This window comes from Methylobacterium sp. AC315 (genome assembly GCF_979253755.1).
The window spans coordinates 277,868-296,761 of the sequence record NZ_CEEDEA010000006.1 but is presented as its reverse complement, the minus strand read 5'-3'; the positions used below and the strand labels follow the sequence as shown (position 1 = coordinate 296,761).

Here is an 18,894-nt window from a genome sequence, read left to right as displayed (position 1 = left end):
CGTCAGCCCAGCAGCCGGATCGGCGAACCGGCGAGCCACGCCTCGATATCCTCCAAGGCCTGGGTGAAGAACGTCCGGTAGTTGCTGCGCGTGACGTAGCCGACATGAGGCAGCGCCAGGACGTTCGGCAGGTGCCGGAACGGACTGTCGGCCGGCAGCGGCTCGGTCTCGAAGACGTCGAGTCCAGCTCCCGCGATCCACCTCTCCTCCAAGGCCCGGACCAGGGCGGCCTGATCGACGATCGGCGCGCGCGACGTGTTCACCAGCAGGGCGCCCGGTCGCATCCGGCGCAGCTCTTCCCCGCCCAGAAGGCCGCGTGTGCGCTCGCCGAGCACCAGATGGATGCTGACGACGTCGCTTGCCTCGAGCAGGGCGTCCTTGGACTGCGCACGCTCCACCCCGGCGGCTGCGGCCCGGGCATCGTCGAGGTTCGGGCTCCAGGCGATCACCCGCATGCCGAAGGCGCGGCCGATCTCGGCGACGCGCACACCGATCTTGCCTAGCCCCAGGATACCGAGCGTCGCCCCGGCCAGATCGGTCCCGATCGTGCTCTGCCAAGGACCACCGTCCCGAAGATTCCGGCTCTCGACCGCAAGGTGGCGGGCGAGGCCCAGGATCAGCGCCCAGGTCAGCTCGGTCGGCGGCGTGGGGCTCGATTCCGTGCCGCAGACCGTGATGCCCCGCGACCGCGCCGCCGCGACATCGATCGCGAGGTTGCGCATGCCGCTGGTGACCAGCAGCTTCAGGCAGGGCAGACGCTCCAGCAGATCCGCCGGAAACGGCGTGCGCTCGCGCATGATCACTAGGATCTCGGCCTGGTCGATCCTGGCCACGAGGGCGCCCCGATCCGCGATGTGCTCGGTGACCGGCGCGACCGCGACCCGGTCGGACAGGCGCGCCCAATCGGCGAGGCCGAGCGCCGCGTTCTGATAGTCGTCGAGGATCAGGCAGGTTCGCACGGTGGCCGCTCTCCAGCTTCAGACGCTGCAACGCTCGCGCAGGCGCGGTGTTCGCGAATGCATTGACGCTTCCGGAAATCACGAATGGCCGCAACGTCGGTCGAGGAATCACGGTTGAAAGATCTGCAGCCCCGCCAGCGCCGTTCAGCTGGCCGCCGCCAACGCCTCAAACGCCATCGCAACCCCGGCCGCTCCCGGATCCTCGACACCAGCGAGATCCGCCGCCGCGAGGTAGCTTGACCGACCGGTGGCGGCGCGGTCCATCCGGGCCGTGGCGGCGGCGCCCGCGCGGGCGGCAGCGGCGGCGGCGTCGAGGCCGTCCGATTTCAGGGCTTCGAGCGCGGGGATCAGGGCGTCCAGCAGGGTCCGATCGCCCGGGCCGGCACCGCCGTAGCCCCTGACCCGGGCCACGCCGTCTTCCAACGCGTCGGGCCAGGACGCACCGTCGGTGAGCGCGGACGCGGCGGCGGCGAAGAAGATCGAGGCCAGCACGCCGCTCGAACCGCCGACCGCGCGGCCGATCCGCACCGCCAGCGCGCGGCACAGGGCTGCCGGGTCGGCCTGCGGCAGCCGGTCGATGTCCGCTTCCACCGCTCGCGCCGCGCCGGCGAAGGTGGTGCCGGTGTCCCCGTCGCCGACCTTCGCGTCCAGGGCGTTGAGCGCGCCCTCCGAGGCGATGAGCGCCCGCGTGACGGCGGCGAGCCGTGCGGCGACCGCGGGATCGCGCGACGGCGCGAAGGATTCGCCCGCGAGCCCTGCGGGAAGCGGGCGCAGGACCGGCGGCGCGATCCGCACCGCACCGGGCCAGGCCGGCACGGGGACCGGCGCCAGCAACGCCGCCTCGATCGCGTCGTCGAGTGGCAGGATCGACACCGATGCCCCGTGCATGTCGAGCGCAGTCATCAGCGGCGCCGGCCCGAGCAGCAGGCGCACCCGCCGGCCGAGATCGGTGGCCAGCACCGCCTGGGTCAGGACCTGCATCTCCAGGGCCGTGGCCGAGCCGAGATTGTTCACGAGGAGCGCCAGCGGCCCGGTCGCGGAGAAGCGCTCGGTCATCAGACGGGCCAGATCGCCGGCGCCGGGCAGCGCGATGCGCTCCACCCCCGGCTCGCCATGGATGCCGAGCCCGAGTTCCGCCTGCCCCTCGACGAAGCGCTCGCTCCGGGGCGAACCGGGAATGGTCGCGGTCGAGACCGCGATCCCCAGGGATTGCGCCGAATCCGCCACCCGGCGGGCGAGCGCCGCGACGGCCTCCAGCGGGGCGCCCGCCTGCGCCGCGTGTCCCGCGGCCTTGTGCACGAACAGGGTGCCGGCCACGCCGCGCGGCTGCATGGCCGCCGGGAGCGCAATGTCGTCGGACACGATGACGGTCTCGACCTTGCGGCCGAGGGCCCGGGCCCGTTCGGCCGCGAGGCCGAAATTCAGCCGGTCCCCCGCGTAGTTCTTGATGATCAGCAGGCACCCGGCCGGCCCGGTCACCGCCAGGATCCCGGCGAGGACCGCATCGACGCTCGGCGAGGCGAAGACGTCGCCGCACACGGCGGCACTCAGCATGCCGGCTCCGACGAACCCGGCATGGGCCGGCTCGTGCCCGGAGCCGCCGCCCGAGATCACCGCGACCTTGTCCGCATCCAGGTCGGCGCGCAGCACGACGCGGATGTCGGGGTCGCCGTCCAGCCCCGCCAGGCGGCCGCCGCTGGCCGCGAGCAGCCCCGCTATGGCGTCGCCGACCAGGGTGGCGCGAGCCTCGATGAAGTGGGCCATGGCGTGACCTTCCGCGATCTCGGTCCGCAGCTCTCACAGTGCGGCGGCGGGGCGGAGTGTCTGAGCAATCGCAGGCCCCGGCACAATGGCTGTCGGCGCATTCTACGCGATGTTCCGGCCCGCAGCTGCTACTCCTTCACGGCGCCGGTGAGCGCGGAGACGTAGTATTCCACGAAGAACGAGTAGAGGATCACCAGAGGCAGTGAGCCGAGCAGCGCGCCGGCCATCAGCGAACCCCACTTGTAGACGTCGCCATCCACGAACTCGCTGACCACCGCGATCGGCACGGTCTTGTTCTGGGTCGAGGACAGGAACGTCAGCGCGTAGATGAATTCGTTCCAGCACAGGGTCAGCGAGAAGATCCCGGCCGAGATCAGGCCCGGGAAGGCGAGCGGCAGGATGATTTTGGTCAGGATCTGCCACCGGCTCGCGCCATCCATGAGGGCGCATTCCTCCAGCTCGTAGGGAATGGTTTTGAAGTAGCCCATCAGGAGCCAGGTCGAGAACGGGATCAGGATGGTCGGATAGGCCAGGATCAGGGCGATCGGCGAATCGAACAGGCCGTAGGCCTGGATGATCGTGGCGAGCGGGATGAACAGGATCGAGGGCGGCACGAGATAGGCGAGGAAGATCGCCGCGCCGACCCAGCCGGCGCCCTGGTAGCGGATCCGCACGCAGGCATAGGCGGCCAGCACGCTCGCGAACAGCGATAGGATGGTGGCCGCCACCGACACGTACATCGTGTTCCAGAGCCAGCGTGGATACTGCGTCTCGAACAGGAGCTTGTTGATGTGCTTGAGCGTCGGGTCCACGACCCAGAACGGGTTGAACCGCTCCATGTCGATCAGCTGCTCGTCCGGTTTGATCGCCGTGAGCGCCATCCAGTAGAACGGGAACAGCAGCACCGCCAGGATGATGAGTAGCGGCAGGTAGGTGGTCACGAGCCGCCGCGGCAGGCGCTCCAGGTAGGCCATCCCCTCGCTGTCGTCGGTGAGGCCGGCGGGGCGGGCCGCCACGACGGAGGCGAGGCGCGGGTCGGCATGGGCGGGCGGAGCGGGTGCGCTCATCGGTCGGTTCCCCCGGCTTGCCAGGCCCGGCGCTGAAGGCCGAACCACGAGATGCCGATCGCGGCGAGAAGGAACGGCACCATCGCGGTGGCGATCGCCGCCCCCTCGCCGAGCGTCCCGGAGAGGATGCCGCGCTGGTACGACAGGGTCGCCATCAGGTGCGTGGCGTTGACCGGGCCACCCCGGGTCATCGCCCAGATCAGCTGGAAGTCGGTGAAGGTGAACAGCACCGAGAAGGTCATCACCACGGCGATGATCGGCGTCAGCAGCGGCAGGGTGATGCGCGAGAAGATCTGCCAGTTCGAGGCCCCGTCGAGGGTCGCAGCCTCATAGAGCGACGGCGAGACCGTCTGCAGCCCGGCGAGGAGCGTGATCGCGATGAACGGTACCCCGCGCCAGATGTTGGCGAAGATCACGCAGGCGCGGGCCATGCTCGGCTGACCCAGGAAATCGATGTTGCCGTCGATGATCCCCATGTGGCGCAGCGACCACGATATGATCGAGAACTGACTGTCGAAGATCCACCAGAACGCGATCGCCGACAGGACCGTGGGCACCACGAACGGGATCAGCACGATCGACCGGACGATCGACTTGAACGGCATGTTCTTGTTGAGCAGCAGTGCGAGGTAGAGCCCGACGCCGAACTTCACCACCGAGGCCACCGCCGTGTAAAGGCAGGTGTTGAACACCGAGAGCCAGAACACGTCGTCGTCCCAGAGCCAGGCGTAGTTCTCCAGGCCGATAAACGTGCCCTCCCGGCCGATCCGGGTGTTGGTGAAGGACAGCCAGATGCCCTTCAGCAGCGGATAGGCCAGGAACAGGCCCAGGATCAGCGCCGTCGGCAGCATGAACCAGAAGCCCGCCCAACCGCGGCTGGCGCGCAGGCGCTGCCAGGCCGAGCGGGTCAGGACCGCATTCGGAGCCGGCTGTGTCAGGGCCGTGTGCGCCATGGGTACGCCTCGAAATCGACGCCGCGGACGAAGGGCCCGCGGCCGGCCGCGTTCAGGTGTTGCGGAAGATGCGCTGAGCGGCGCGTTCGGCGTTGCGGATCGCGGTCTTCACGTCCTCCCGGCCGGTGCAGTGGCTGGCGAACATGTCCACCACCACGAAGTCGGCCAGCACCGCGGCGATCCGCTCGCTCACCGGCGCGAGGCCGCCGGCCGCCAGCGACCGCCGCCCCGCTTCGGCGAAAACCGCGTTCTTCGGATCGCTCGTCCAGATCGGGTTCTTGGGATAGTTCGACAGCGGCTCGCACAGATAACCCTGCGCGGCCTCCAGCCAGGGATTGTAGTTCGACGCCTCCATCATGAAGCTGATGAAGGCCTTACAGGCATTGGGCGCCTTCGAGTATTTGAACGCCAGGATCGGGAAGGCGAGCTGGAACTCGGTGGGCTTGCCGGCGGGCCCGATCGGCCAGACCGCGTGGTCCATGTCCTCGGCGAGCTTCGGGTTGTCCTTCTTGGCCGCAGCGTAGATCGAGATGCCGTTGTTGGTCAGGTACAGGTCGCCCGCCAGGAACGCCTTGTTGTTGGACGAGTCGTTCCACGAGACGGTGCCGGGCACGAAGGTCTCGTAGAGGGACTTGACGTATTCGAGCGCCTTGGCGGTCTCGGGCGAGTTGATCACGATCTTCTCGTTGGCGTCCACCAGGTTGGCGCCGTGGGACCAGAGTGCCCAGTGGCACCAGGTGTTGCCGTCGCCGGTGGCATGCCCGAGGGCGAAGCCGGCCGGGGTGTTGTTCTTCTTCATCGCCCGGCAGAGTTCCAGGAACCCCGCGGTGTCCTCGGGGAACTTGCTGAACCCGGCCTTCTGCATTGCCGAGATCCGGTAGTTCGGGTAGCCGCCATTGAAGCCGACCGGGATCGCGATCCACTTGCCCTTGACCTTGCCGTAGGCCTCCGCCGACGGGAACCACGGGCCGTACTTCTTGGCCAGCGAATCGGCGACGTCCTCCAGCGGCAGGCACTTGTCCGGGAACAGGGCCGGGAACGAGAACAGGCCCCAGACCATGTCGGGCCCCTGCCCGGTATTGGCCGCCACCGACGCCTTGGGCTGGATGTCGTCGAAGGATTCGTTGGTGACCGACACCTTGACGCCGGTCGCCTTGGTGAAGGCGTCCACCATCCGCAGGAACGCCTCGTCCTCGCTCGGCACGAAGCGCTTCCAGCGCAGGAGCGACAGGCTGGCGCCGGGCTCAGGCTTCCATTCGGCGGTCTGCGCCCAGGCCCGGGCGAAGCCCAGCAGGTCGCTGCCCGCGGCGAGCCCGGTCGCGGCGGCACCCGCCAGGAGGGAACGGCGGTCGAGTCTGGTCATCGTGGCGTCACTCCCTGAATGGATCGGCGCGCCCCGGACGCGGTTCGTCCGGGCGGCCGGGCTCGGCAACCGAAAACGGGTCAGGTCGGCAGGCGTCGTCCGGACTCGGCATCGAAGAAGTGCACGCGGTTCGGGCGCAGGTAGACGGTCTCGCCGGGCCCCTCGCTGACGCGCTCGCGCAGCACGCAGGTGAAGTCCTGACCCTGGGCGCGCACCGCCAGCATGGTCTCGGACCCGGTCGGCTCGACCACGACGACCTCGGCGGCGATCCCGTCGCGCGCCAGATCGAAATGCTCAGGCCGCATCCCGAGGACCAGCTTTTGGCCCTCGATGCCCGCCGGCGCCTCGTTCAGGGGGATCGTCAAGCCCGAATCCGCCGCGAAGACGAGATTCCCGTTCCTCCGGACAGTCCCGTTCACGAAGTTCATCGCCGGGGATCCGATGAAGCCCGCCACGAACAGGTTGTCGGGCCGGTCGTAGAGTTCCAGCGGCGGCCCGATCTGCTCGACCACGCCGTCGTGCATCACCACGATCCGGTCGGCCATGGTCATGGCCTCGATCTGATCGTGCGTGACGTAGATGGTCGTGGTCTTCAGGCGCTGATGCAACTCCTTGATTTCGGTCCGCATCGCGACGCGCAGCTTGGCGTCGAGGTTCGACAGCGGCTCGTCGAACAGGAACACCTGCGGATCGCGCACGATCGCCCGGCCCATGGCGACGCGCTGCCGCTGGCCGCCGGAGAGCTGGCGCGGGTAGCGGTCGAGGAGATGGGTCAGCCCGAGGATCTGCGCGGCCTTGCTGACGCGCTCGTCGATTTCGGCCGCCCGCGCTTTCCGGATCCGCATCGAGAACGCCATGTTCTCGCGAACCGTGAGGTGCGGGTAGAGCGCGTAATTCTGGAACACCATCGCGATGTCCCGCTCCTTGGGCGGAACATCATTGACGACACGCTCGCCGATACGAATCTCGCCGCCGGAGATATTCTCCAAGCCGGCAATCATCCGGAGCAACGTCGATTTTCCGCAGCCCGAAGGCCCGACCAGGATCACGAACTCACCGTCCCGGATGTCCACGGACACACCGTGCAGGACGTTCGTCGATCCGAAAGCCTTGCGAACCTCGCGGATTCCCACCGAGGCCATGCTTCCTCCCAATCAGGGACGCTCTGACGGCGACTCCTGTCTGAGCAGTACAATAGAGCATCCGGCGGAAAGCAAGCCGGCCGACCCTGAATTTTGAATCATATCTCGTTTCTGTCAGGACCTTCCTGTGAAATCCTGCATCCGGACGACCGGATCGGATTTCGGCGCCGGTGGCCATACGGTTGAGTTCGACCGGACTTGCCCGACGGGCCGGGATCGGTGACGAGGCCGTCGGCATGAAACATCCCACCGGAGCCTGAGCCGGCACCGGATGCTAAGGCGATGGCATCGGCCCCGCTGCCGGTGCGACGTCCGGGCATAATCGGAGACGGCGGGCAGGATCCCGAAGGAAGAGGACGGTATGGCACAATCCGGTCTGACCGCAGGCGAGATCCTTCCCAACGACGGCGTCCGGGGTACGCTGGTCGGACGGGTGTGGCGCCCGGATGTCGGCGGACCGAGCGTCGTGGCGATCCGGGCGGGGTCGGGCGGCGAGGCGCGCGTCGTCGACGTCACGGCGCGCTTCGCGACGGTCAGCGACCTGTGCGAGACGCCGGGCGCCGCCGCGGCCCTGCGCGCCGCCGAGGGCGCGGATCTCGGCAGCCTCGACGCGATCCTGGCCAACACCCCGCCGGAGGGCCGCGACCCGGGGCAGCCGTGGTTGCTCGCCCCGGTGGACCTCCAGGCGCTGAAGGCCGCCGGCGTCACCTTCGCGACGTCGATGCTGGAACGGGTCATCGAGGAGCGGGCGCGGGGCGACCTGGCAGCGGCCGCGGCGATCCGCACGGAGGTCGAGCGCCTTGTCGGACACGACCTGCGCCGGCTGAAGCCCGGCTCGCCCGCGGCGATGGCGTTGAAGGAGGTCCTGGTCGCCCAGGGGGCCTGGAGCCAGTATCTCGAAGTCGGGATCGGGCCGGACGCGGAGATCTTCACCAAGGCGCAGCCGCTCTCCGCGGTCGGTTGCGGCGCGGACGCTGGGCTGCATCCGGATTCGCACTGGAACAATCCCGAGCCGGAAGTCGCGCTGGCCGTCTCATCCCAGCAGAACATCGTCGGCGCGACACTCGCCAACGATGTGAACCTGCGCGATTTCGAGGGCCGCTCGGCGCTGCTGCTCGGCAAGGCCAAGGACAACAATGCCTCCTGCGCCCTGGGGCCGTTCCTCAGGCTGTTCGACGAGACCTTCGGCCTCGACGACGTGCGGCGCACCACTGTGACGCTCGAGGTGACCGGGACCGACGGGTTCCGGATGGAGGGCACCTCGCCGCTCGCCGAGATCAGCCGCGACCCGGAGGAGCTGGTCGGGGCCCTGATGGGCCGCACCCACGATTACCCGGACGGTGCCATCCTGCTGCTCGGCACGATGTTCGCGCCGATCCAGGACCGGCACGGCCCGGGCCTCGGCTTCACCCATGTCGAGGGTGACCGCGTCGTCGTGGCGAGCCCGGAACTCGGCAGCCTCGTCAACCGCATGCGCCCGTGCGACGCCTGCGAGCCCTGGACGTTCGGCGCCCGCGCGCTGATGCGCAATCTCGCCGCGCGCGGGCTTCTGTGACAGAGCCTGACGCCCGCAGCTTTCCGGACCACACGGCCCCAGCCGCAGAGACCCATCCGATGACAGCCGCCGAATCGATCCTCGCGCGTCTCTCCGACATCGTCGGGCCCTCCGGACTCGTCACCGGCGCGGAGTTGCGCGGCCGGTCCGCGAACTGGACCCGGCCGACGGAGCCCTGCGCGGCGCTCGCCCTCGTGCGCCCGCGCAGCACCGCCGAGACCAGCGCCGTGATGGCCGCCTGCCACGCGGCCGGGGTCGCGATCGTGCCGCGGGGCGGCGCCACCGGCCTCGTGGACGGGACGCTCTGCGCGCCCGATGAGATCACTCTCTCCACCGAGCGGATGACCGGGATCGAGCCGATCGACCCGCTCGGCATGACCGTGGTGGTCGGCACCGGCGCCACCATCGAGAGCGTGCAGAACGCCGCCACGGAGAACGGCCTGTTCTTCCCGCTGGATCTCGGTGCCCGCGGTTCGGCCACGATCGGCGGCGCGATCTCCACCAATGCCGGCGGCCTGCGGGTGCTGCGCTACGGCATGATGCGCGAGATGGTGCTGGGCCTGGAGGCGGTGCTGGCCGACGGCACGGTGGTCTCGTCCATGCGCCCGCTGATCAAGAACAACACCGGGCTGGACCTTAAGCAGTTGTTCGTCGGCACCGAAGGCACGCTCGGCATCGTCACCCGCGCGGTCCTGCGCCTCCGCCCGGAGCCCGCCGGATACGCCACCGCGCTGATCGCCTGCCCGGGCGTCGACGATGGCGCCCGGGTCCTGCGCGCCGCCCAGAGCGCGTTCCAGGGGCGCGTGTCGTCCTTCGAGGGCTTGTGGCCGGATTTCTACCGGCTGATGACCGCCCCCGGCCGGGCGACGCCGCCGCTGAGCTACGATTATCCGTTCTACGCGATCATCGAGGTCGAGTGCGTCCCGGAGGAGTCCGACCGGTTCCTTGGCCTGCTGGAAGGCCTGATGGGGGACGGCACGATCCTCGACGCGGCCGTGGCCTCCTCGGAGGAGCAGCGCCGCGGCATGTGGCGCATCCGCGACCGCGTCGAGCACCTGAACGCCGATGGGATCGAGCGCGCCTTCGACGTGAGCGTGCCGCTCTCCAAGATGGACGGCTATGTCCGGGGCGCGCTGGAACGCCTGGCGGCGATCCCCGATTGCCGCGCCGTCGTCTACGGGCATATCGGCGACAACAACCTGCACTGGAACACGACCCGCCTCGACGCCGCCGGCAACGCAGCCATCGACGCCGCGCTCTACACGCCGCTCGCCGAACTCAACGGCTCGGTCTCGGCCGAGCACGGCATCGGCCTGGAAAAGCGGAGCAAGCTGCCGCTCTCGCGCTCGCCCGAGGAGATCGCCGCCATGCGGCTGGTCAAGCGGGCGCTGGACCCGGACAACCGGCTGAACCCCGGCAAGATTTTCTAGCGGTCGGCGATCGATGGGGTCCGTTCGGCTCGTGGTCCGCCTCACGCCGCGCGGCGGGCGCGATGCGGCGGATGGCTGGGCGCGGGATGAGAACGGCCAGCCTTACCTGAAGGCGCGGGTGTCCGCGCCGCCGGTCGATGGCGCGGCCAACGCGGCGCTGGAAAAGATGATCGCCAAAGCGCTGAAAATCGGCCGCACTTCGGTCCGGATCGCTGCCGGCGATCAAAGCCGGCTCAAGATCCTCGAGATCGAAGGCATAGCCCAGGCCGATCTCGATCGTATCTTCGGGGTGCCCGAGTAGGCGGCGGGCCGAGACCGTTCTGCCTCGGCCCGACCTGCCTCAGAACGCGACTTTGTCCCCGCCCTTCAGCGACAGCATCTCGCGGGCCTCGTCGGGCGAGGCGATCTCCAGCCCCAGCCCCTCGATGATCGAGCGGACGCGGCGGACCTGGGCGGCGTTGGTTTCCGCGAGCTTGCCGGGGCCGTCCCAGAGGCTGTCTTCCAGGCCGACGCGGACGTTGCCGCCCATCGCGGCCGCCATGGCGGCGATGTTCATCTGGTTGCGGCCGGCGCCCAGCACCGACCAGCGGTACTGATCGCCGAACAACCGGTCGGCGGTGCGCTTCATGTGCATCACGTCGTCGGGATGCGCGCCAATGCCGCCCTGCAGGCCGAACACGGTCTGGATGAACAGCGGCGCCTTCACCAGCCCGCGATCGAAGAAGTATTTGAGATTGTAGAGATGGGCCGTGTCGTAGCACTCGAACTCGAACCGCGTGCCGTTCGGGCCGCAGGTGGTGAGGATGTGCTCGATCTGGCCGAACGTGTTGCGGAAGATGATGTCCTTGTTGCCGAGGTAATCCCGCTCCCACTGGTGCTTCAGGTCCTTGAAGCGGTCGAGCATGCCGAACAGGCCGAAATTCATCGAGCCGAGGTTGAGCGACGCGACTTCCGGCTGGAAGGTCGCGGCTGGGCGGACCCGCTCCTCGATCGACATGGTCGGCGCGCCGCCGGTGGTGATGTTCACGACGCAGCCCGAGCGCTGCTTGATCACCGGCAGGAACTTGGCGAAGGCCTCCGGCGACTGGTCGGGCTGACCGGTCTCGGGGTTGCGGGCGTGCAGGTGGATGATCGCCGCCCCGGCTTCGGCAGCGCCGATCGCAGCGTCGGCGATCTCCTCCGGCGTCACCGGCAGGTGCGGCGACATGCTGGGCGTGTGGATCGCGCCGGTGACGGCGCAGGTGATGATGACTTTCCGCTGTGAGGCCATGCTCAGTCCTTTTGTGAAAGCTTGTGGGCCCGCAGGGCGGCCAGCCGCGCGTCGCGGCGATTCATGCGGGCGGGCAGATCCGCGGGCTCTCGCCAGTTCGCCAGGATCGCCTGGGTGGCCGGTGCCTCGTAAACGCTCGGGGGCGCCGGGTCGGCTGCGAGACTCTTGTAGAATCCGGTGTAGCGCGCGCAGTAATCGGCGATGCCGCCAGGGGCGTTGAGTTCGATCGTCTCGAACGGCCCCATGAAGCTCCAGCGCAGGCCGAGCCCGTCCGCAACGGTCTTGTCGAGATCCTGCGGGGTCACGTAGCCCTCCGAAGCCAGGCGGAACGCCTCCGCCAGCAATGCGCCCTGGAGCCGGTTGAGGATGAAGCCCTCGATCTCCTTCAGGACGGTGATCGGCACCTGTCCGATTCTCTCGTAGGTCGCCCGGGCGCGCTCCAGCACCGCGGCATCCGTCCACGGAGCGCCGGAGATCTCCACCAGCGGAATCAGGTGCGGCGGGTTCACGGGATGGCCGATCAGGCACCGCCCCCTTCCGGGAAGCCCCTCGGTGAACAGCGAGCAGCGGATCGCCGAGGATGAGGAGGCGATGATCGCGTCCGGCGGCGCCAGGGCGTCGAGTTCCGCGAACAGGGCCTGCTTCACGTCGAGCCGTTCCGGCCCATTCTCCTGAACGAAACCGACGCCGTCGAGGCAGGCGGCCAGGCCGTTCGGGGCTCGGATACGGGAGGACGCCGCCTCTGGATCGGGGCACAGCCCGTTCTCGGAGAGCGTCCGCAGGCCTGCGGCGCAGAGCAGGATCGCGGCCTCGGCAACTCCGTCCGCGGCATCGAACAGGCGCACGTTCCAGCCGGCGCGGGCGAAGATCATCGCCCAGGCCCGGCCAATCAGGCCGGCGCCGACGATCGCGACGCTCTCGGTCATAGCCACAGCACCTTCCGTCTCAGATCCTGGTCCTCGCGCAACAGGCGCGACTCGCCGGTCCACTGCACGCTGCCGCGCTCCAGCGCGACGGTCCGGTCCGAGAGGGCCAGCGCGAGGTCGAGGTGGTGGTCCACCAGGATGATCGCGATCTCCCGGCGCAGCCGGTCGAACGCCTCGAACAGTTCCTCGGTCACCGCCGGCGACAGGCCCTCGAAGGGCTCGTCGAGCAGGAGGAGGCGCGTGTCGCCGGAGAGCGCCCGCGCCACCGCCACCATCTGCTGCTCGCCGCCGGACAGGCGTGCGGCGTCGACGGTCCAGCGTTGCTTGAGCCGGGGGAAGAACTCCAGGACCTTGTCCTCGTCCCAATGGATACCCGCGCCGGTGAGGCGCCGCAGCCGGCCCAGACCCAAATTCTCGGCCACGCTCATTCCGGCGAACAGCGCGCGGCCCTGCGGCACGTAGCCGATGCCGAGCCGGGCGATCCGGTCCGGCGTGAGCCCGGCGATGTCCTTCTCGCCGAGGACGATCCGGCCGGCGGCCGGGGGTGCCGTGCCGATCAGCGTCTTCAGCAGGGTCGACTTGCCGGCGCCGTTGCGGCCAAGCAGGGCCACCACCTCGCCCTTGTGCACCGTCAGGTCCACCCCGTTGAGGATGTGCGACTTGCCGTAAAAGGTGTTGACACCCGCCATCGTCAGCAGCGTCTCGGACGCGGCGGCGCTGGCACGCGGCTTCGCCGCGATCGCTTCCGTTCCGGAGCCGAGATAGACCGCCTGCACCCGGGAGTCGTCCCGGGCGTCGGCCACGGAGCCGTCGACCAGCACCGCGCCGTCCGCCATCACGGTGACCCGGTCGGCGAGGCGGAACACCCGGTCGATGTCGTGTTCGACGAGCAGCACCGGGATGTCGGCGGAGAGCGCCTTGATCAGGTCGCCGACGCGCTCGCGCTCGGCCGCGGCCAGCCCGGCAAGCGGCTCGTCCAGCAGCAGGACCCGCGGACGCGTGGCGAGCGCCAGGCCCATGTCGAGGAGCCGTTGTCCTCCATAAGAGAGGCTGCCGGCCTCCGCCTTCTCGATCCCGGCAAGACCGGTCCAGCGCAGCAGCTCGGCCGTGTCGTCGGCGATCTCCCGCAGGCGGAGCGCGTCGCGCCACGGATTCATGTGAGCCGGGTGGCGGGCCTGGACGGCGAGCCGGATGTTCTCCTCAACCGACAGGCCGGGGAACAGGTTGGTGATCTGGAACGAACGGCCGAGGCCGGCCCGCGTGATCGCGTGGGGTTCGAGCCCGGCGATCTCCCGGCCGTCGAGGAGGATCCGGCCGGAATTGGGCCGGAACATCCCGGAGAGCAGGTTGAACGCCGTGGTCTTGCCGGCGCCGTTCGGGCCGATCAGGGCGTGCAGCGTCCGGTCGGCCACCGCGAAGGACACGCCGCGCACGGCGGCGACCGGTCCGAAGCTCTTGCGGATATCCTCCGCGACCAGGACCGCCCCGTCGGAACGCCCCTCGGCGATGAACCGGGCGGGGACGCGGCCCGAGGCACCGGCGCGGCGGGCCGACATCGCGGCGCCCTCCCCCGGCACGCGACGGAACGGGCGCATCAGCCGGGCCGCGATACCCACGAGCCCATCCGGCGAAAACACGATGAAGGCGACGAACAGCAGCCCGAAATACAGCAGCCAGTCGCTGGTGTAGATCGACAGGAACTCTCGGAACAGGATGTAGAACAGGGCCCCGAGGGCAGGCCCCAGGAACGAGCGCATCCCGCCGATTACCACCATGGCGAGCAGTTCGCCCGAGAACGCGATGGAGATCGGGTCGGCCGAAGTGAAGCGGTGGCTGTAGGCGGACAGCGCGCCCGCCAGCCCGGTGATCGACGCCGAGATCACGAAGGCCGCGAGCTTGTAACGGTTGGTGGCGTAGCCGAGGAAGCCGGCGCGCTGCTCGTTCTCGCGGATCGCCACCAGCACCGTTCCCATCGGCGAGCGCCGGAAGCGCCAGAGCGCGACGAGAACCAGGAAGGCGATGCAGGAGACCGCGGCGTAGTAAGCGCCGGGCCGCTGCAGCACCGCCCAGCGGTGCAGGTTGCCGATGCCGTTCTCGCCGCCGGTGAGGTCCGTCCAGCGGAACGCGATGGCGTACAGCATCGCGGTGAACGCGAGCGTCAGCAGGGAGAAGTAGACGCCGCGCCGCCGCAGGATCAGGGCGCCGCCGGCGAGCGCCGCGACACCGGTGATCGCCAGCGCTCCGAACAGCGGCAGGGCCATGTCGCCCGGCGCTAGGCGGGTCTGCAGGATCGCCACCGCATAGGCGCCGATCCCGAACCACGCCCCGTGGCCGAAGGAGACGAGGCCGGTCCAGCCGACCAAGATGTTGAGGCCGAGCACGGCGAGGGCAAAGATCACCACGTCGGTGGCGGTGATCAGAGTCAGGCCGATCGCGTCGAGGGCAAACGGCAGGACGATCAGGGCGGCGAGCGCCGCCCAGAGCTGGCGGCTCTCGCGCAGGATCAGGCCGCGCTGAGGGATGGCGAGCGGCAGCGGTTCGGCGGTTCCGGACATGGGGCTGTTCCCGCTCACTCGAATCGGGCGATCTGCTCGCCGAACAGGCCGCGCGGGCGCAGCAGCAGGACGAGCACCATGAGACCGTAGACGGCTGCCTCGGTCGCGGGCGGGTAGGCATAGGCGGTGAGCCCCCGGACCACGCCGACGATCAGGGCGGCCAGCACCACACCCCAGAACGAGCCGAGCCCGCCGATCACCACCACCACGAACGCGAAGGTGAGGATCTCGGCGCCCATCGCGGGGTGAACCCCGGTCACCGGCGCCATCATGGTCCCGGCGAGCGCCGCCAGCCCGACGGCGATCGTCACCACCGCGCTCATGTACGGCCGAAGCGAGATGCCGAGTGCCGCGACCATGTCGGGGTTCTGGACGCCGGCCCGGACCACGCGGCCGAAGCTGGTGCGGGTCAGGAGCAGCCACAGGCCGCCGACGCAGGCGAGCGCCACCACCAGGATGGAGAGCCGGTAGCGCGAGTAGATCAGGTCGCCGATGAACACCTGGCCCCGCAGCCAACCCGGGATTCCGTAGGGCAACGGGGCCGCCCCGAAGGCCATGCGCAGGGCCTGCTCGGCCACCATGGCGAGGCCGAAGGTGAGCAGCAGGCCGAGGGTCGGGTCGCCCCGGTAGAACCGCCGGAGCAGGAACCGCTCGATCACGAGGCCGAGTACGGCCACCAGCAGCGGCGAGGCGACGAGCGCGCCGCCGAAGCCGATCGTCGGGGTCAGCACCACGGTCAGGTAGGCGCCGATGGCGTAGAATGCGCCGTGTGCGAGGTTGACGATCCCGCCGAGGCTGAAAATCAGCGAGAGGCCCAGCGCGATCAGCAGGTACTGGACGCCTATCAGCAGGCCGTTGAGCACCTGCTCGAGGATGAAGACGAGCTGCATGGCCGCCTCACGCCGGGAAGGTGCAGGCGTTCTCGTCGCGGGTGGTGGCGAGCACCTCCAGGCTTTCGCCGGAACCGGGCAGCGGCCCGGTCGCCGTGAAGATGTCGTAGGGGTTCTTCACCTGGTCCGCCGGGAGCGCGGTGATCGCGTACATCTCCTGCATCAGCTCGTGGTCCCAGGGACGGAAATAGCCCTCCCGGGTCTTGGCGATGTCGAAGGTCGCGCCCTTCTCCAGGTATTCCACGATCTTGGTGGAATCGGTCGACTTCAGCGCGTTCATGGATTGGGCGACGATCTTCATCGCCGTGTAGTCGCCCCAACCCTGGTTCTCCGGCGGCTTCTTGTACTTGGCCCGGAACGCAGCCACGAATTTCTGGGCCGAGGGCGAGTCGATCCGGTGGTGCCACACCACCGGCCAGGTGCCGAGGAAGTTGCCGGGGCCCGCGCCCCAGGCCAACGCCGTATCGAAGCCGAAGCCGGCGACCGGAAACGGCAATCCGAACTCGCTGTACTGCTTGAGGAAATTGGTGATCTGCGCGCCCGCGAGGTTGCAAATCACGAGGTCCGGCCGGCTCTGGCGCAGCTTGAGCAGGAACGGCGAGAAGTCGGTGAGTTCGGTGGGGATCAGGTCCTCGCCCGCAAGCGTCGCCTCGTTCGCGGTGAAGAACTTCTTGGCCTGCTTGAGGAGGTCGTGACCGAACGCGTAGTCGGCGGTCAGCGCGTAGACCTTCTTGCCTTTGATCAGGCCCTTCTCCACCAGCGCCCGGCCCGCCGCGCGGACCATCATGGTGTTCTGCGCCTCCACGTGGAACAGGTAGCGCTTGCAGTCGGAACCGCGCAGCGCGTCCGAGTTCGCGCCGGTGTTGATGAACAGCACCTTCTCGCGCTGCGCCACCTGGCTGATCGCCAGAGCCGAGGCGGAGTTGATCTCGCCGACCAGGCAGGCGACGCGGTCGCGCTGGACCATGCGCTCGGCCTTGGCCGACGCGGTCTGCGGATTGACGCTGTCTTCGGCCAGCAGCTCGACCTTCCGGCCGGCGATGCCGCCGGCGGCGTTGATCTCCTCGACGGCGAGCTGCGCGGCCTGAACGGCGAACTCGCCCAGGGGCCCGAGGAAGCCGGTACGGGGGGTCAGGTGGCCGATCCGGACCACGTCCGCCTGCCCCTGGGACAAGGCCGGGCTGGCGAGCGCCGGTGCGATGAGAGCCGCGCCGCCGGCTCGCAGCAGGCCGCGGCGAGAGAGAGAATCCCCGAACCGATCCGTCATCGTTCCGCTCCCGTGCGTTTCCTCCAGCCGGGCATTCTTGATGGGCTCTGACGGCCCTCACCCAAACTGTGATCACAGATCACTAGCGCGATAGTGCCAGATCCGTCTAGTGTCGGCACATGAGTTCCATGTCGGCCCTGGCCGAATTACCCCAGCTCGAGCGGCGCACCCTCGCCGACACCGCGTACGAGGCCCTATCGGACCTGCTTGCGTCCGGCCGACTCGCTCCCGGCGACCGTTTGTCCCTGCGCCAGAGCGCGGCGGCACTCGGCGTCTCCGTGATGCCGGTGCGCGAGGCGGTGAGCCGCCTCGTCGCCGACGGCGTCCTGGAGGTGGCCCCGACCCGGGCGATCCGGGTGCCGATCATGACGGCGCAGGATTTCCAGGCGCTGGCCGAGACCCGCATGGCCGTCGAGGGCATGGCCGCGGCGCGCGCCGCGGAGCGCCGGAGCGAACCGGAACTCGGCGCGATCCGACGGGCCGAGGCGGCGTTCCGCCGGGAGGCCGCATCCGCGCAGCCGGACAGCACCCTGGCCGTCCGGCTCAACCGCGACCTGCACTTCGCGATCTACGCGGCCTGCGGACTGGAGCCTCTGCACGCGATCATCGCCCGGCTGTGGCTGAAGGCCGGCCCGGTCATCAACCTGGACCTGCGCGCACATCCGGAACGGCTGCTACAGGGGTTCGCCCTGCGCCGGCATGCCGAGGCGCTGGCGGCGATCGAGGCGCGGGACGGTGCCGCTGCCGCCGCCGCCCTGGCCGCGGACATTCGCGAGGCGGCCGACTTCATCCTATCCCGCGGAGGGCTGCGGGACGCATAGTTTTGGTGCGCATCGGCTTCATCCAAAAGGCGACGAACGCCTCTGAAGCGATGCCTGGACGGGAGGAACGACCATGGATCTCGGAATCGCCGGCCTGCGCGTGCTCGTGACCGCGGGCGCCGCCGGAATCGGACGCGGCATCGTCGACGCCTTCCTCGAGGAAGGCGCGCGGGTCTTCGCCTGCGACATCGACCAAGAGGCCCTGGCCGCCCTTCCGGAAGCGGTGGGGCGCTGCCGGACCGACGTCGCCGACCGGGACGCGGTCGGCACCATGATGGCGGCGGCGGTCGAGCATCTCGGCGGCCTCGACGTGCTCGTCAACAACGCCGGCATCGCCGGGCCGACCGGGCGTGTCGAGGAGATCGCCCCGGAGGAATGGGACCGCTGCCTGACGGTCTGCCTGACCAGCCAGTTCAACTGCGCGCGCCTTGCGGTGCCCCACCTGCGCGCGAGCAGCAACGGCTCGATCGTCAACCTGTCATCGGCGGCCGGAAAGTTCGGCTTCGGCCTGCGCAGCCCCTACGCGGCGGCGAAATGGGGCGTGATCGGCTTCACCAAGTCCCTCGCGATCGAGCTCGGCGAGGCGGGCATCCGGGTGAACGCGATCCTGCCCGGGCTGGTGGCCGGCGACCGCCAGCGCCGGGTCCTGGAGGCCAAGGCGCAGCAACAGGGCACGAGCTTTGCCGAGATGGAGGCGCGTGCCTTCTCGTTCGTGTCGGTGAAGGACTACGTCACGGCCCGGCAGCTCGCCGACCAGATCCTGCTGCTGTGCTCGCCGCGGGGCCGGACGATCTCCGGGCAGGCGATCGCCATCGACGGCGACACGCGGATGTTGTCCTGAACCCCTGCGGCACGGTTTACGCCGCGGATCGGATCACGGCAGATTGGCGAACAGGCGGCACCACGACCGCGCGATCGGGAGGAACGGGAGC

General features: G+C 69.4%; 16 protein-coding genes. 5 read left to right on the top strand and 11 right to left on the bottom strand.

Annotation, left to right across the window (positions count from 1 at the left end; genetic code table 11):
• Nucleotides 1-2: 2 nt before the first annotated feature.
• The 6 genes from AC0IY0_RS13560 to AC0IY0_RS13535 form a co-directional block, all read right to left on the bottom strand.
• Nucleotides 3-959: a D-2-hydroxyacid dehydrogenase family protein gene (locus tag AC0IY0_RS13560; protein ID WP_471764064.1), complete on the bottom strand. Its 957-nt coding sequence runs from the start codon at nt 957-959 to the stop codon at nt 3-5.
• Between the two features lie 144 nt (nt 960-1,103).
• Nucleotides 1,104-2,723, bottom strand: a complete 1,620-nt coding sequence (locus AC0IY0_RS13555; RefSeq protein ID WP_471764062.1) for a dihydroxyacetone kinase subunit DhaK — start codon at nt 2,721-2,723, stop codon at nt 1,104-1,106.
• 128 nt (nt 2,724-2,851) lie between these two features.
• Nucleotides 2,852-3,790 (bottom strand): carbohydrate ABC transporter permease, encoded by a 939-nt coding sequence (locus AC0IY0_RS13550; RefSeq protein WP_471764061.1) that lies wholly within the window; start codon nt 3,788-3,790, stop codon nt 2,852-2,854.
• On the bottom strand, nt 3,787-4,743 hold the full coding sequence (locus tag AC0IY0_RS13545; protein WP_147906899.1) for a carbohydrate ABC transporter permease: 957 nt from the start codon (nt 4,741-4,743) through the stop codon (nt 3,787-3,789). Before AC0IY0_RS13545 ends, AC0IY0_RS13550 begins: the two co-directional genes overlap by 4 nt.
• 52 nt (nt 4,744-4,795) lie before the next feature.
• On the bottom strand, nt 4,796-6,106 hold the full coding sequence (locus AC0IY0_RS13540) for an ABC transporter substrate-binding protein (RefSeq protein ID WP_147906900.1): 1,311 nt from the start codon (nt 6,104-6,106) through the stop codon (nt 4,796-4,798).
• An 80-nt stretch (nt 6,107-6,186) separates the two neighbouring features.
• Nucleotides 6,187-7,248: an ABC transporter ATP-binding protein gene (locus AC0IY0_RS13535; protein ID WP_471764058.1), complete on the bottom strand. Its 1,062-nt coding sequence runs from the start codon at nt 7,246-7,248 to the stop codon at nt 6,187-6,189.
• Nucleotides 7,249-7,609: 361 nt separating this feature from the next.
• Here AC0IY0_RS13535 and AC0IY0_RS13530 point away from each other — a divergent pair, with 361 nt between their 5' ends.
• Genes AC0IY0_RS13530 through AC0IY0_RS13520 form a run of 3 tightly spaced genes read left to right on the top strand, consistent with a single transcriptional unit; the run spans nt 7,610 to nt 10,534 of the window.
• Entirely contained in the window at nt 7,610-8,803 is a 1,194-nt protein-coding gene (locus AC0IY0_RS13530; RefSeq protein WP_147906902.1) for a fumarylacetoacetate hydrolase family protein, read from the top strand.
• A gap of 59 nt (nt 8,804-8,862) precedes the next feature.
• Complete coding sequence (locus AC0IY0_RS13525; RefSeq protein ID WP_147906903.1) at nt 8,863-10,233, top strand: FAD-binding oxidoreductase; 1,371 nt, start codon at nt 8,863-8,865, stop codon at nt 10,231-10,233.
• A 13-nt stretch (nt 10,234-10,246) separates the two neighbouring features.
• Nucleotides 10,247-10,534 carry a DUF167 family protein gene (locus AC0IY0_RS13520; RefSeq protein ID WP_471764055.1) on the top strand — a complete coding sequence of 96 codons (288 nt, stop codon included), beginning with the start codon at nt 10,247-10,249 and terminating at the stop codon, nt 10,532-10,534.
• A 39-nt stretch (nt 10,535-10,573) separates the two neighbouring features.
• Here AC0IY0_RS13520 and kce read toward each other — a convergent pair whose 3' ends face one another.
• The 5 genes from kce to AC0IY0_RS13495 are packed head-to-tail and all read right to left on the bottom strand — an operon-like array spanning nt 10,574 to nt 17,141.
• Complete coding sequence (gene kce, locus AC0IY0_RS13515; protein WP_147906905.1) at nt 10,574-11,503, bottom strand: 3,5-dioxohexanoate:acetyl-CoA acetone transferase; 930 nt, start codon at nt 11,501-11,503, stop codon at nt 10,574-10,576.
• Between the two features lie 2 nt (nt 11,504-11,505).
• On the bottom strand, nt 11,506-12,429 hold the full coding sequence (locus AC0IY0_RS13510; protein ID WP_471764053.1) for a 3-hydroxyacyl-CoA dehydrogenase: 924 nt from the start codon (nt 12,427-12,429) through the stop codon (nt 11,506-11,508).
• Complete coding sequence (locus AC0IY0_RS13505; protein ID WP_471764052.1) at nt 12,426-14,984, bottom strand: branched-chain amino acid ABC transporter ATP-binding protein/permease; 2,559 nt, start codon at nt 14,982-14,984, stop codon at nt 12,426-12,428. The genes AC0IY0_RS13510 and AC0IY0_RS13505 overlap by 4 nt, the downstream gene beginning before the upstream one ends.
• A gap of 14 nt (nt 14,985-14,998) precedes the next feature.
• On the bottom strand, nt 14,999-15,874 hold the full coding sequence (locus AC0IY0_RS13500; RefSeq protein ID WP_147853605.1) for a branched-chain amino acid ABC transporter permease: 876 nt from the start codon (nt 15,872-15,874) through the stop codon (nt 14,999-15,001).
• Nucleotides 15,875-15,881: 7 nt separating this feature from the next.
• Nucleotides 15,882-17,141: an ABC transporter substrate-binding protein gene (locus AC0IY0_RS13495; RefSeq protein WP_147906908.1), complete on the bottom strand. Its 1,260-nt coding sequence runs from the start codon at nt 17,139-17,141 to the stop codon at nt 15,882-15,884.
• Between the two features lie 119 nt (nt 17,142-17,260).
• Here AC0IY0_RS13495 and AC0IY0_RS13490 point away from each other — a divergent pair, with 119 nt between their 5' ends.
• Together AC0IY0_RS13490 and AC0IY0_RS13485 are read left to right on the top strand one after the other, a co-directional pair.
• Nucleotides 17,261-17,962: a GntR family transcriptional regulator gene (locus AC0IY0_RS13490; protein WP_147906909.1), complete on the top strand. Its 702-nt coding sequence runs from the start codon at nt 17,261-17,263 to the stop codon at nt 17,960-17,962.
• A 73-nt stretch (nt 17,963-18,035) separates the two neighbouring features.
• Nucleotides 18,036-18,803, top strand: a complete 768-nt coding sequence (locus AC0IY0_RS13485) for an SDR family oxidoreductase (RefSeq protein ID WP_419830555.1) — start codon at nt 18,036-18,038, stop codon at nt 18,801-18,803.
• Nucleotides 18,804-18,894 lie beyond the last annotated feature (91 nt).